This is a genomic window from Fluviicoccus sp. (genome assembly GCF_030646115.1).
Taxonomy (GTDB): domain Bacteria; phylum Pseudomonadota; class Gammaproteobacteria; order Pseudomonadales; family Moraxellaceae; genus Fluviicoccus.
This window is the reverse complement of sequence record NZ_JAUSMX010000014.1, coordinates 22,055-36,141: the sequence shown is the minus strand read 5'-3', so window position 1 is coordinate 36,141 and position 14,087 is coordinate 22,055. Positions and strand designations below refer to the sequence as shown.

The 14,087-nt window shown below is 59.0% G+C and carries 15 protein-coding genes; 7 read left to right on the top strand and 8 right to left on the bottom strand.

Going from position 1 to position 14,087, the window contains the following annotated elements; translation table 11 throughout:
- Positions 1-36 precede the first annotated feature (36 nt).
- From Q7T36_RS09630 to Q7T36_RS09600, 7 genes are all read right to left on the bottom strand, one after another.
- Complete coding sequence (locus Q7T36_RS09630; RefSeq protein ID WP_304847280.1) at positions 37-1,626, bottom strand: peptide chain release factor 3; 1,590 nt, start codon at positions 1,624-1,626, stop codon at positions 37-39.
- A 159-nt stretch (positions 1,627-1,785) separates the two neighbouring features.
- Positions 1,786-2,367, bottom strand: a complete 582-nt coding sequence (locus Q7T36_RS09625) for a TerD family protein (RefSeq protein ID WP_304847278.1) — start codon at positions 2,365-2,367, stop codon at positions 1,786-1,788.
- A gap of 30 nt (positions 2,368-2,397) precedes the next feature.
- Complete coding sequence (locus Q7T36_RS09620) at positions 2,398-3,099, bottom strand: TIGR00266 family protein (protein ID WP_304847275.1); 702 nt, start codon at positions 3,097-3,099, stop codon at positions 2,398-2,400.
- Positions 3,100-3,138: 39 nt separating this feature from the next.
- A complete protein-coding gene (locus Q7T36_RS09615) occupies positions 3,139-3,714 on the bottom strand; it encodes a TerD family protein (RefSeq protein WP_304847272.1) in 576 nt (191 codons plus the stop codon).
- A 134-nt stretch (positions 3,715-3,848) separates the two neighbouring features.
- Positions 3,849-4,886: a DUF475 domain-containing protein gene (locus tag Q7T36_RS09610; RefSeq protein WP_304847269.1), complete on the bottom strand. Its 1,038-nt coding sequence runs from the start codon at positions 4,884-4,886 to the stop codon at positions 3,849-3,851.
- A gap of 11 nt (positions 4,887-4,897) precedes the next feature.
- Positions 4,898-5,473 (bottom strand): TerD family protein, encoded by a 576-nt coding sequence (locus Q7T36_RS09605; protein ID WP_304847266.1) that lies wholly within the window; start codon positions 5,471-5,473, stop codon positions 4,898-4,900.
- A gap of 33 nt (positions 5,474-5,506) precedes the next feature.
- Positions 5,507-6,727: a TerD family protein gene (locus Q7T36_RS09600; RefSeq protein WP_304847263.1), complete on the bottom strand. Its 1,221-nt coding sequence runs from the start codon at positions 6,725-6,727 to the stop codon at positions 5,507-5,509.
- Positions 6,728-7,147: 420 nt separating this feature from the next.
- On the opposite strand from Q7T36_RS09600, the gene Q7T36_RS09595 reads away from it, so the two are divergent.
- The 7 genes from Q7T36_RS09595 to Q7T36_RS09565 all read left to right on the top strand — a co-directional run bounded on the left by Q7T36_RS09595 (position 7,148) and on the right by Q7T36_RS09565 (position 13,651).
- Entirely contained in the window at positions 7,148-7,510 is a 363-nt protein-coding gene (locus Q7T36_RS09595) for a hypothetical protein (RefSeq protein WP_304847260.1), read from the top strand.
- A gap of 64 nt (positions 7,511-7,574) precedes the next feature.
- Entirely contained in the window at positions 7,575-8,567 is a 993-nt protein-coding gene (locus Q7T36_RS09590; RefSeq protein WP_304847257.1) for an ATP-grasp domain-containing protein, read from the top strand.
- 11 nt (positions 8,568-8,578) lie between these two features.
- Complete coding sequence (locus tag Q7T36_RS09585) at positions 8,579-9,718, top strand: trypsin-like peptidase domain-containing protein (protein ID WP_304847253.1); 1,140 nt, start codon at positions 8,579-8,581, stop codon at positions 9,716-9,718.
- 8 nt (positions 9,719-9,726) lie between these two features.
- Entirely contained in the window at positions 9,727-10,851 is a 1,125-nt protein-coding gene (locus Q7T36_RS09580) for a phosphoribosyltransferase domain-containing protein (protein WP_304847250.1), read from the top strand.
- Positions 10,841-11,656, top strand: coding sequence for a hypothetical protein (locus tag Q7T36_RS09575; RefSeq protein ID WP_304847247.1), 816 nt, complete (start codon positions 10,841-10,843; stop codon positions 11,654-11,656). Before Q7T36_RS09580 ends, Q7T36_RS09575 begins: the two co-directional genes overlap by 11 nt.
- The gene (locus Q7T36_RS09570; RefSeq protein ID WP_304847244.1) at positions 11,637-12,722 is read left to right on the top strand and encodes a cysteine protease StiP family protein; all 1,086 of its coding nucleotides are present in this window, start codon (positions 11,637-11,639) and stop codon (positions 12,720-12,722) included. The genes Q7T36_RS09575 and Q7T36_RS09570 overlap by 20 nt, the downstream gene beginning before the upstream one ends.
- The gene (locus Q7T36_RS09565; protein ID WP_304847242.1) at positions 12,719-13,651 is read left to right on the top strand and encodes an HpcH/HpaI aldolase/citrate lyase family protein; all 933 of its coding nucleotides are present in this window, start codon (positions 12,719-12,721) and stop codon (positions 13,649-13,651) included. The genes Q7T36_RS09570 and Q7T36_RS09565 overlap by 4 nt, the downstream gene beginning before the upstream one ends.
- Positions 13,652-13,654: 3 nt before the next feature.
- Here Q7T36_RS09565 and rimI read toward each other — a convergent pair whose 3' ends face one another.
- A complete protein-coding gene (gene rimI / locus Q7T36_RS09560; protein ID WP_304847239.1) occupies positions 13,655-14,083 on the bottom strand; it encodes a ribosomal protein S18-alanine N-acetyltransferase in 429 nt (142 codons plus the stop codon).
- Between the last annotated feature and the right edge of the window lie 4 nt (positions 14,084-14,087).

Genomic DNA, 14,087 nt, shown 5'->3' with positions numbered 1-14,087 from the left:
CAAGAAAAGGGGCGCCATTTGCGGCGCCCCAGGCTGTCAATGTTCGCGTGTCGGCCGGAAATGCACATCCGGATACCGCTCCTGCATTAACTGCAGATTCACCCGTGACGGTGCAAGATACGTCAGGTAACCGCCCCCGTCTTCCGACAATTGATCATGCGCCTTCTTCTTGAACTCGGCGAGTTTTTTCTCGTCAGCACAGTCAATCCAGCGCACGGTCGAGACGTTGACCGGCTCATACACGCAGTCCACCTTGTATTCCTCCTTCAGGCGAAAGGCGACCACATCAAACTGCAGCACACCCACGGCACCCAGGATCAGGTCATTGCTGATGAAAGGCATGAACACCTGCGTGGCCCCCTCCTCCGACAACTCCTTCAGACCTTTCTGCAACTGCTTGCTTTTCAAGGGGTCCTTGAGGCGAACCCGGCGGAACATTTCCGGGGCAAAGTGGGGAATGCCGAGGAAGTGCAGGTTCTCGCCTTCGGTAAAGGTATCGCCAATCTGGATGGTGCCGTGGTTATGCAAGCCGATGATGTCGCCAGGCCAGGCCTCTTCAAGATGGGCGCGTTCCCCGGCCAGAAAGGTCAGGGCATCGGCAATTCGGACTTCCTTGCCGACGCGGACATGTTGCATCTTCAACCCTTTTTCGTACTTGCCGGAACAGACACGCAGGAAGGCGATACGGTCGCGATGTTTGGGATCCATGTTGGCCTGGATCTTGAAAACGAAGCCGCTAAAGCCAGGTTCCGCCGCCTCGACCATGCGCTCCGCTGCCTTGTGCGGCTTGGGGCGCGGCGCCCAGTCGACAAAACCATTGAGGATATGATCCACCCCGAAATTGCCCAGCGCCGTGCCGAAAAAAACCGGCGTCAGGCGGCCGGAGAGGAAAGCCTCGAGATCAAAGGGATGGCTGGCGCCCTGCACCAACTCCAGCGACTCGCGCAGCGCCTGGATCTGGTCGCCGATCAGTGCATCCAGCTCCGGGTTATCCAGTCCCTGAATGGTCTTCTCTTCGACAATGGTGCTGCCGTGGCCCGGCTGGTACAGGTAAATGCGGTCTTCCAGCAGGTTGTACACACCCTTGAAATCTCGTCCCATGCCGATGGGCCAGGTGATGGGTGCACACTGGATCTTGAGCACCGTCTCGATTTCATCCAGCAACTCAATGGGCTCGCGGTTTTCACGGTCCAGCTTGTTGATGAAGGTGATAATGGGCGTGTCACGCATGCGGCAGACATCCATCAGCTTGATGGTGCGGTCTTCAACGCCCTTGGCGCCGTCAATCACCATCAAGGCGGAGTCGACGGCGGTCAGCGTGCGGTACGTGTCTTCCGAAAAGTCTTCGTGACCGGGGGTGTCCAGCAGGTTGATGGTCTGGTCGCGATACGGGAACTGCATGACCGACGTGGTGATGGAGATGCCGCGCTGCTTTTCCATTTCCATCCAGTCCGAGGCGGCATGGCGGTCAGACTTGCGGGACTTGACCGTGCCCGCAATCTGAATGGCCTTCCCCCACAGCAACAACTTTTCGGTAATGGTGGTCTTGCCGGCGTCAGGGTGGGAAATAATGGCGAAGGTTCTGCGAACGGCTACTTCGGCCGCGAGTTGCTGGGGATCGGTCATGTTGGGGATTCAGGCTTGGATACGCGAAATTGTATGCGGATTATAAAGGAATACGCGGCGAACCCCAAACCGGCCCTCTGAAAAGACACGGGCCGGTGGTCTTGGAGACTCACCGGCCCGTCAGGCCATCCATATCAGCAACCGGATGCCCATGCTTTCTTACAAATGCGGAACGATTTGCGGCAGCAACTCGTTGAAGGTGCGGCCCTGGGAGCCTTCGCCAATGGCGTGCATCTTCCACTCGCCATTATGACGATAGAGCTTGGCCATGATCTGTCCGGTCTGCTTGTTCTGGCAGGAGAGGTTATAGCGCGCGACTTCCTGGCCGTTGCCGCCATTGAGCAAGCGGCAGTAAGCATTCTCCACCTGCTCAAAGGTCTGTCCCAAAAAACTGTTGACGGTAAAGACCAGGCTTTTGATTCCGGCCGGAATACGGGTCAGATCAATACGAATGGTTTCATCATCGCCGTCGCCTTCACCGGTACGGTTGTCTCCGGAATGGCGGATACTGCCGTCCTTGCTTTGCAGTTGACGGAACCAGACTGCATCCACCAGCTGGTTGGACTCGTCGAACATCAGGCAGGACGCATCCAGATCGATATCGGCCGAACCTCCGCCGAAACCGAGAAAGCCCTTCTTTTTGGCAACATCCCAACCCAGCCCCATCGCTACTGTGGTCAATCCGCCACCGGCAGATTTTTCCAGCGAGATCTTCTGGCCCTTTTCAAGATTGACACCCATGTTGCATCCTCCAGTATTTTCAGTAAAACCTTAATGGCCACGCACCTTGGAGCCCAGCCAGTCCACAAATCCTTGACGGTTCCTCGAACACACCACGACTTTGCCCTGTCCGGAAAACCGCAGGACCAGGCCTTCACCGCTGGTCATGCTGTTCACCAGGTTTCCCAGCAGGCCGGTGCTCTGGTTGGTGCTGGCGGACAACTTGTACTGCAATGTGCTGTCCCAGCACACCACATGCCCGTTATCAATCAGCAGGTCTTTGCCGGATGTCACCTCCAGTTCAAACAGCGAACCAAAGCCCGAGACCACCAGCTGGCCATGACCGCTGGACTCCATGACCATGAACCCGCCGGTATCGCCCAGCAGCGCACCGCCCAGCCCCTGCATCTTCACCCGTAAATCCACGCCCGAAGTGGACGCCACGAAAGCGCCGTCACTGAGGGTGTATTGCCGGTTGCCCACATCCAGAATCTGAATGCCGCCGGGCAGCGTCGGGGACAGCAGGCAATCGCCGTCGCCCCGGATCGCTTCAATATGCTGCTGGAAGAAGGACTCGCCATTGGCAAAACGGCGCAACAAGGCGCTGCCCAGTCCGCCGGTCATTTTTCCCTTCAGGTCCAGCACATCTTCCATCATCACCATGGAATTGCTTTCGCAGCAAATCTTGTCCCCTTTCTGCATGCTGACATGCAGGAAGGGATCATCATCACCGGTAATCGTAAAACGGGTCATCCTTCGTACTCCGGGTTTCCCTGAACTGCTGCTGTAAAGTTAAACATTGACGCCAAAAGATGCAGCCAAGGGGCCTAGGCCACCTTTGAAGCCCTGACCCACGGCGCGGAATTTCCAGTCGGCACCATTGCGGTACAGTTCGCCGAAAATCATGGCTGCCTCGGTGCTGCCGTCTTCGGACAGGTCATAACGCGCCACTTCCTGATTGTTGCCATTGTTGACAATGCGGATGAACGCATTGGACACCTGGCCGAAGTTCTGGCGGCGCTGGTCTGCTTGGTGAATGGTGACGCAGAAGGTGACCTTGTCAACATCGGCCGGGATTTTCGACAAATCCACAACCAACTGTTCGTCATCGCCGTCGCCTTCGCCAGTGGTGTTGTCTCCGGTATGGGTGACCGAGCCGCAGGCCGAGGCTTTGTTGTTGAAGAAAATAAAGTCGGCGTCTTTGCCAACCTTGCCGCCGGTATTGAGCAGGAAGGCGATGGCATCCAGATCAAATTTATCGCCATCGGTGGCGCGGGGATTCCAGCCCAGGCCAACCGTCATTTTTTGCATGCTGGGGGCTTCTTTGCTGAGATTGACGTTGCCGCCCTTCTGAAGGCTGATGGCCATGATGTGACTCCTGATATTGGTGGTTTGCAATGAGGGGAAGTGATACCAACGAACGGGGGGATTTGCACCGGGATTATCGTAAGCGTTCGTAAAGAGGGGCCGGCGGAGCCTTCATCGCTCCGCCGGCCGTTGACTCAGGCAGCTTCAGCCTTGCTATGCCGGATGGAAGAAATAACCGACCAGACAATGAAGGCGATACCGATGAATCCGGTCACCAGTTCGGGCACGTGGTACTTCATGCTGAGCAGCATGATCACCGCGAGGGCGCCGATGGCGTAATGCGCCCCGTGTTCCAGGAAAATGTAAGCATCCAGGGTGCCCTTCTCAACCAGGTATACGGTCATGGAACGGACAAACATGGCGCCAATCGCCAGACCCAGCATGATGATGACCACATCATTGGTGATCGCAAACGCACCGATAACCCCGTCAAAGCTGAAGGACGCATCCAGAACTTCCAGGTACAGGAACCCGCCGATACTGCCCCGCTTGACCATTTCACCAATGGCCGGATCTTCCTCTTCCTGCTCCAGGAAAGTGCTGATGACATTGACGCCCACGTACACCACAATGCCCCAGACTCCGGCCAGCAACACCTTCAGCTGCTCCGCTTCGGACACCAGCGACAAACCGGCCAGCAAGGCGGCCAGCGCCACAAAGACAGCAACCGCATCCGCCTTGCCCAGACGGGCCAGCCGAACTTCCAGCCAGTGCAGCCAGTGCACATCCTTGTCCTGATCAAAAATGAAGTTCAGGAACACCAGCAGCAAGAACATGCCGCCGAAAGCCGCTATTTCTGCGTGATGGGACAGCAACTGGCGCGAATACTCCTTGGGATCATTCAGGGCCAGTTGCGCCACTTCCACCATTCCCATGTCCGTCGTTTGCGCCACGATCACCAACGGAAACAGCAGGCGCATGCCGAAGACAGCGACGAGGATACCCACCGTCAGGAACAAGGTGCGCCAGAAATGATCCCAATGCTTCAATACCGAGGCATTCACGACAGCGTTGTCAAAGGAGAGGGAAACCTCCATTACAGCCAGAATGGTGGTGACTGCCAAGGCAGTGAATGCCACGGAGAGTGAACCATTCCCATGGGACAACCCCCACCAGAAAGCCAGCCCCAGGCAAATAGCGGTGAAAATCAGCGAAAAACGGAAATGCTGCATAGATAAACCTGTCAGATATTCAAACCATACTGCCGGCACATGGCCGACAACCCACCTTTGTAACCCTGGCCCACCGCCCGGAATTTCCACTCACTGCCATTCCGGTACAACTCACCGAACACCATGGCGGTTTCAGTGGAATAATCTTCCGCCAGGTCATAGCGGACAATTTCAGCATTGGTCAGTTGATTAACAACACGGATACTGGCGTTGTTGACCTGCCCGAAATTCTGGCGGCGCGCCTCGGCATCGTGAATGGTAACCGTAAAAACCACTTTATCGACATCCGCAGGAATCAGCGACAGATCAATCTTGACGGCTTCGTCATCACCGTCACCAGCGCCGCTGCGGTTATCACCGGTATGCTCCACCGAGCCGTCCGGAGAACGCAACTGGTTGTAAAAAATGAAATCGGCATCACTGCGCACTTTGCCGGAGGCAGACAGCAGGAAGGCGCTGGCGTCCAGATCAAAGTCAACGCCGTCGGTGGCGCGTTCATCCCAGCCCAGTCCCACCAGCAACTTGGTGAGACCCGGATCTGCCTTGGACAGGGAAAGATTGCCGCCTTTACTCAGTGAAATGGACATCTTCAATACTCCGTGTTGTTGTCATTGGCTTCATCAGTCTTTGGAGCCAGCGCTCCAGCGTAAACCCCAGCCGAAAGCGGCGTCCACATCACGATGGCCGGCAAAATAGCGGACATCGCGGGTGATGTTCAGCTGCCCCCCGCGATTCTCCAGTGTCGCTACCGCGCACATGCCTAATTTGTTACCGCCTTCGGTCAGGCAAACTTCAACCGGCGGTTGCCCCGGAGCGTGCACAGTCACCACTCCATCAGTGGCCGCCCAATTTGGAGCGCCTTCATAAATAAAGGCAAAAACCTGAATCCGGCGGATTTCATGCCAGTGCTGGCCATTGATTCGGATCCACTCCCCGTCCGAGACGGCACCGGTGCGGTCATCCCCCAGCAACTCGACATACGGCGCGGCGGTAAAACTGCCAAAACCGTTACCCAAGGCCTGCACCACTGTTTTACGGCCGTCCGCCAGCTCCACAAAACAACCGATATCCAGATCGATCTTGCCGGACTTGCCCATCAACCCGGCAAAGAAGCCCTTGTTTTGGGGTTGTTGGCCGTTCCGGTTCCAGTTGAGGTTCACCTTGATTTCACCATAGGAACCTCCCTTTTTCTCCAGACTGACTGTGGGGCGGCTTTTATCCAGGCTGACCTTGCTCAGGGATACCTTGGCAGGGGAAGGAGTGACAGGTGGAGGATTGCTTGCTGCCGGAGCCGGAGTGGTGTTCGGGGTGGCGGGCTTGTCGGCAATGGATACCCCGAAATGTTCAGCCAGCGGTTTCAGTCCTCCCGCAAAGCCCTGCCCGACCGACCGGAATTTCCAGGCGCCCTGCCGACGGTAGAACTCCCCCAGAATCAGTGCGGTTTCCACCATGCCCTGGGTTTGAATGAGAGCTTCCGCCACGGTTTCACCCTGATGCCGTAGCAGTAAAGTGACCGACTTGAAAACCGAGAAAGTCTGCCGGTTTTCGTAAATGGTGGCGGTCAGGGCTATTTTCTCCACCGCTGCTTCCATCTGCGGGAGCTTCAGCGCGAAAGCCGCCTGCGCTTGGGCGGAATCCTGCATGGACAAGGAGCCGTTGCCATTGCTGCGCTGACCGTAGAACACCATGTCGGCATCACTGCGGACCTTGCTGGCGGTAGTCAACTGGAATGCGGAGACATCGACATCCGTATTGGGGGCTGCCGGCGGGTCAAATTTCACCAGCACTTCCAGATCGGCCAGCGGTATGGCGACGTTGGCGCCGGGCTGTAAAATTGTCATGATGCCTCCTGTTGCGCCAGCCTTCCCGACTCATTCCGTGAAGATTGACTTATCCCGCTGAGTGCCGCATGCCGTTTTATAACGCACCCGATATTTCAGGAGCATGAACGAAACCGGTCGTGATAATAACAGCGGCCGGTAGTCTTTCTGTAAAGCAATCTGGCTCAATGATCACTTCATCGGCAAATCCTAGTGGCTATCCTTTCGGATGTAAAGCACAGCATTAGGAACAGAGCCTTTAACACCCTTAACAATACATTGTTTTTTATAGGGTTATTTCCAGAACCATCAGACACCCGTCTACAAACCCGCCTCGAGAAGCTGCGCTATTATCCTGCCGACGCACCCGCTCCAAAACTTGCCGCCCGCCACCTGCCGGGCTATCCTCCCCCGCAATCGCGACCAACCGGCACACTCACCATGACCTCACGACGCCTCAAGCTGATTGCCATCGGCATCCCGCTGTTTCTGGTCCTGCTTTTCTCCTTCTATATCTGGGCGGCCCTGAGCTGGAGCTACTCCTCCGGAGACCGGGCCGGCTATCTGCAGAAACTGTCGAACAAGGGCTGGATCTGCAAGACGTGGGAAGGCGAACTTTCCCTGATGGCCATCCCCGGCGCGGCGCCGGAAAAATTCCACTTTACCGTCCGGCAACCCGAGGTCGCCGCCCACCTGGATGCCGCCATGGGTAAGCGGGTCACCCTGATGTACGAACAACACAAGGGACTGCCCGGCTCCTGCTTTGGTGAAACGGAATATTTCGTCACCGGCCTGCGGGAATAACCCGCCGGAAACCATACCCTCATCAGTAATACCCGTCCGCACTATTCAAATCCAAGGAAAAATCATGATCTGGTTTCTGGAAGGTCAGTCCAGCCAGCGGGATGTCATTCTGGCTGCCCGCCAGGCGCTGCAAGGGCGCGCCACCATACTCGGCTCTCACCGCAAGCACCGCCCGGATATCACTGCTGTCGCGGACATCGCGCTTCAGGAGCCTAAAGACCCGGCAACCCGTCTGGCCTGGATTCTGGAAACCGCCCGTGAGCACGGTGTGCGGGTGGTGCATGCCGGACGTGACGGACTGGGTTATGAACAGTACCGGCAGACCTTCAACGAGGCGGGCCTGACCCTGGTCACCGGAGCTATGAACCTGGACAGCCTCAAGGCCATGGACAACAAGGCCAGGTTCACACGGGCATGCCAGTCCGCAGGTCTGGCGGTTCCCGCCACCTTGGAAGTCAACGATGCCGATGGCCTCACCGCCGCGGTGGCGGAGATGGGTGCTCTATTCCCGCTATGCGTCAAACCGGTGGTGGGCATTTTCGGCCAGGGCTTCTGGCGGCTGAACGATGATGCTGACCCTTTCGCCTGTTTTGCCAATCCCGATCATCGTGTCGTGGAAACCCGCCGTTTCGTGGACGCCTATGCCGAGAGCGCCAAACCGGGGCCGGTACTGGTGATGCGCTACCTGCCGGGCGAAGAGCACTCGGTGGACATGGTCTGCGAGGCCGGTGTCGTGATTGCCGCTGTGGCCCGCTGTAAAATCAACGGATTCCAGCAACTCAGCCGCGAAGGCGATGTTATTGAACTGGCGCGTCAGGCCGCGGCCCTGTTTGGTTGCGACGGCATCATCAACATCCAGACCCGGCAGGATGAGGACGGCAAGCCCTGCCTGCTGGAAATCAACCCCCGTCCCTCCGGCGGCATTGGCTATACTCTGGCGGGAGGTATCAACCTGCCCGGTATTTTTGCGACCCGCCGTCTGGGTTTTGACCTGCCGCCCGATACCTGGTCCGGTAATATCACCGTCCGGCCGGTCAGTGTCGGCATCCCTGTCTGAGGTAAGTCTGTGTGAATGACCTGATTACGGGAGCCAATGCCCCTTTGAGTCATGACGAGCCGATCATTGTCGTGGAGGCGGAGGGTGACTTCCTGATCGGGGATTATGCCGGTCTGGCCTGGCTGCCGATGGATGACAAACGGCATCCGGTCACTGCCGCTGCCTATCTGCAAGAGGCTCAGGCCTGGGCCAAAGCACGCGGCGATGGCCGTCGCTGTGAATGGCTATTGCACCTGAAGCAACTGCCCGCCCAAGTACACAGCCTGTCTTTGATTGTCTACAGCTATGCTGCCGCCGGACCGCTGGGGCAACTGCGCAACTTCCGGGTCAGCCTGCCCGGACTGCATGCCTATGCCCCGCCCCTGCATGGTTGCGCCGATGCCGCCATGATCGTGCTGGAGGTTTACCGCCGTGGCGACACCTGGAAAATAAGGGCGCTGGCGGAAGGCTCCACCTACGGGCTGGCGGCCATGGGTCGACGGCTGAACGTCGCGCTGGATGAACGAAACCCGCGCACCGCCGCCGGGGAGAACGGCCCCGCGAATCCCTCCCCGGATCGCTGGACCGGAACGGGTTTTGTCATCGCACCCCGGCATGTCCTGACCTGCGCCCATGTCATCGACAACGCCCGCAACATCCGTTTGTCGGCCTTTGGCGGCAAGCGCACGGCCGAAATCGTCTTGCAGGACAACATCAATGACGTCGCGTTGCTGCATCTGAGCGAGCCGGTCGACGCCCCGCCGCTATCGTTCCGGCAAGGGGCGGGCTGTCAGCTTGGGGAAGCGGTCTCCACCATGGGATTCCCGCTGGCCGGGGTCATGGGCTCCGGCCTTCAGGTGACCCAGGGCTGCATTTCAGGACTGCTGGGGCCGCGCGATGACTCGCGGTTCCTGCAATTCACTGCCCCCATCCAGCCCGGCTCCAGCGGCAGCCCGCTGTTTGACGGTCATGGCCTCATTGCCGGCATGGTGACGTCCACCATAACGCAAAGCCAGAACATGAATTTCGCCGTCAAAAGCGCCTTGTTGTTATCGTTTCTCGAAGCGGTCGGCATCGACGCGCCATCCCCTTCCGCTCTGACCGCGCTCAATACTTCCGCCCTGGCCAAGCGGGTTCAGGGCGCACTCTGGCGCATTGACTGTTCAGGATAATCCCCCACATGCCTCCAATTGCTTTCCCCCACCAGATCCGTCTGGTGCGGGGCACATTATCCTTGCACATCTCCCACGCCGATCAACCGCTGGACACCCTGCTGGATATTGCTGAACGCCGGAATCCCAAACGGGCTTTCCTGTTCGTCTCCAAGGTACTGGGACGGCACATTCCGGTTGCACCCGCCGCCATGCGCGCAGCCTTTACCGCCCTCGCGGATCAGCTGCCGGACGATTTGCCGGGCCCGGTGCTGGTGGTCGGCATGGCGGAAACCGCGACGGGCTTGGGGGCCGGAGTACAACAGGTCTTGAGCCGGAAACGGCCTGACACCCTCTATCTAAGCACCACCCGCCATTCGCTCGGCCTGCCCCTGCTGACGGTGTTCCGCGAGGAGCACAGCCACGCCGCCGACCATCTGATTCACCGTCCGGTTGACGAAGCCATCTGTCAGCAGTTACTGCAAGCGCGGAGCCTGGTGCTGGTGGATGACGAGGCCTCGACCGGCAATACCTTCATCAATCTGGTACAGGCGCTGCGCGCCGCCGGATTGTCACAACTGGAGCGTATTGTGACGGCGACACTGGTCGACTGGTCAGGAGACGCCGTGCAGACAGCCTTGGGCGAAACAGCGAGCGCCATTAGTCTGCTGTCGGGTCGTTGGCGCTGGGAACCGGACATTCATGCCCCGGCGCCGGAAATGCCTTGCGTGGATACCGTCGCCCGTGGCGCCTGGACGCCGGATCTTAGCCGGGACTGGGGCCGTCTGGGTGTCTGCGCCACACCGTCGTCCGGAATTCCCAAGGCGAACGCCGTCCCCGGTGAAAAAATCCTGGTGCTGGGCAGTAGTGAGTTTGTCTGGCCGCCGTTCCTGCTGGCCGAACAACTGGCGGCCCAAGGTGCGGACGTCCGCTTCGGCTCCACCAGCCGCTCACCGATCGCCACCGGACTGGCCATTCGCCATGCCTTCGCCTTCACGGACAATTACGGGCTGGGCATTGCGAACTTTCTTTATAATGTCCGTCCCGAGGACTATGACCGCGTCCTCCTGTGCGTGGAAACCGCGCCGGATCTGGTCGATCCTCACTTGCAGCAACTGATACCCAATCTGGAGATTCTGACTTATGCCGAATGAACCGGCGCCGTTGGTACTGGCGGATCTTGACGACACCCTGTTCCAGACCGGCAGACGGCTGGATCTGGCAGGCGTTGAACAGCCGCGCATCACCGCCACCCTCGGCAAGGACGGCGCACCCATGTCATTCATGACACCGGTGCAGCATCAATTTGTCAGCTGGCTGTGCCGCCATGCCGAGGTGGTGCCGGTGACGGCGCGCAGCGTGGAAGCCTTGCAACGGGTGCAATTACCGTTTGGCCGGCGGGCGGTTTGCAGTCACGGCGCGGTCATTCTTGATGCCCATGGCAAAACGGTCAAGGCATGGCAACTGCAGATGCAGCAGCAGCTGGCGGACTATGCCCCGCGACTTCAGACCCTGCTGGCAGAGGTGCAGGCGGAAGCCCTTCGCAATAACTGGCGGCTGCGCAGCTGGGTGGTTGAGGAGGAAGGCCTCAGCGCCTATCTGGTCGTGAAGCAGGAGCATCAGGACGACCACATCCTGCGGACGCTGGCCGATACACTGACGGCGGGCGGACAATTGGCCGGTTTCTACCAGCACATGAACGGCAACAACCTGGCCTTGCTGCCAAACCCGGTCAACAAGAAGGCGGCTGTGATGTTCCTGCTGGAACAGGACCGGCAGCAACAGGGAGAACGGGTGGTGCTCGGCTTCGGCGACAGCCTGTCCGACCTCGGCTTCCTGGGAGAATGTCATTGGTGGGGAACCCCGCGCCAGGGACAAATTGCCCACTGGCTCGCCGACGAACTGGCCGACCATTTGCAACGCAAGGGACGGTATGACCATGCTCCCGATTTCGACTGAGCCCTTTTCCGGCTCCTATGCCCCGGAAGATGTCCGGTTTCTGCTGCAACCCCTCAGCATTGAGGTCACTTCCAATGCGGAAAAAGAGCAGCTGATCCAGTCCGGCAAACGCCATTATTCCGAAATGATTGGTGCCGAACACGCCCCCTCCCCGGTACACCAGGCGCTGTTCGAGCAAGCGCTGGCTCAAGGTGCGGCGCGCATGGGCAGTGACGTGGCGGCGCTGGCCAATGCGCTGGCGCTACTGAGTCGCCCGTCGTACACACTGGTCAGTTTTGTCCGGGCGGGAGCGCCCCTGGGCGTGCTGTTACGGCGGGCGCTGACCGAACGGGGAATTGAGGCCTGTCATTATGGCATCAGCATCATTCGTGACCGGGGCATAGACCGGCAGGCGCTGGAGGAAATCATTGCCCGGCATGGCAGCGAATCCATCATCTTTGTCGATGGCTGGACCGGCAAGGGCGCCATCAGTCGCGAACTGCAACGCAGCCTGGCGGATGACCCCCGGTTTCCTCAGCTCTTGCCCTTGGTCACGCTCACTGACCCCTGCGGTCACGCCTGGCTGGCCGCCGGCGGCGATGACTGGCTGATTCCGTCCGGCATCATGGGCGCTACGGTGTCCGGTCTGATTTCACGGACAATCCTGACCACGGAGGGCTATCATGGCTGCATGCTGTGGCATCACTTGCAGGCGCATGATGTCAGCCGTCTCTTCATCGACACCATTGACCGGGAACGTCAGCGGCTTGCCGGTACGGCTCCGGCTGTCTGGACTGAGGCCATGCGAACACATCACCAACAATGGGCGGGCGCTGTCATCGATAGAATCCGCGCGGAATATCGGATAGACAATTTGAACCTGATCAAGCCCGGAATTGCCGAGGCCACGCGCGCCGTTCTCCGCCGCATGCCTGAAAGGATACTGGTCAGTCGGCCAGAAGATCCCGACGTTCAGTTATTGATACACCTTGGCCAGCAGAACGGCGTCCGTATTGAAACCGCGACGGGTGATCTGGGCCCCTATCGCGCCATTACCCTGATCAAGAAGGTGCATGAATCATCATGACTTCCCCCTACGCCCTGGGCGCAACCCTGTACATGCCGGCGACCCGCCCTGACTTGTTCGATATCGTCAGGGGAGGCAAAATTCCCGGATTGCGTTCATTGGTGATTTGCCTGGAGGATGCGGTTGCCGATGGCGACGTAAGTCAGGGCTTGTCCAACCTGCAATGCCTGCTGAAGGATCTGTCGGAACACGAAGCCATAGGCTCCCATGCCGCCCCGTTGGTATTCGTCCGCCCCCGTCATGCCGACATGGGATTACATATTGCCGGCGACTGGCCGCTGGCCTCGCAGCTGGATGGTTTTGTGTTGCCGAAATTCCGGCTCGATGACCTGGAAACCTGGCGGCCGCTGTTTCAGTCTCCGCACTGGAACCTGATGCCAACACTGGAGACCGCTGAGGTTTTTGACAGCCGGGCGATGCAGGAGCTTCGTGACGCCTTATCGGCAACCCACCCCGAACGCATTCTCGCCCTGCGCATTGGCGGCAACGACTTACTCGCGGTGCTGGGATTACGGCGCCACCGCTCGCTGACCATTTACCAAAGTCCGGTCGGTTATGTCATCGGCATGCTGACGGCGCTGATGGGGTCCGCCGGGTTTGCGCTGACCGCACCGGTCTGTGAGCGCATGGACAACCCTGATCTGTTGCAAGCAGAACTGGAACTGGACATGGCGCACGGACTGGTCGGCAAGACCGCCATTCACCCTGGACAGCTTGCCGTGATTCACCGGGCGCTGAAGGTCCCGCTTGAGGACTATGAGGCGGCGATGCACATCCTCAACGAACAGGCCCCTGCAGTATTCAAGTACGACGGCGCCATGCTGGAGCCCGCCACCCACCGGGCTTGGGCCGTACGCATGGTCGACAGGGCTTCTCACTTCGGCATTGATCCAGGCAGCCGGGATCAACAACACAAAATTCCCGCCTGACGCCTAGAGCACCAGCGCCATCATCACCGCATGTTCCTTGCCGCCTTGGGGAGCCGGGTAGTAATTCTTGCGCAGCCCGATTTCATTGAACCCCGCCATCTGATACATCCGGATGGCATTTGCATTCCCCGAGCGAACCTCCAGAAAAACGGTTGACGACGATTTACCGGCAGCCTCTTCGGTGAGAGCCGTCAGCAACCGCCTGCCAATGCCTTTGCCCTGACTCCCCGGATCAACCGCAATATTAAGCAAGTGCGCCTCATCCAGAATGTATTGCACCACGCTGAAGCCATACACCGCCCCGCCATCATCCGCGGCGACCCGGCAATCATGGCCGCGCTCCAGGCCATCCACAAACAGCTTTTCCGACCACGGCGCAAATTGCACCTGTCGCTCAATGGCCAACACGCCGGGCAAGTCGGCTGACGTCATCGGC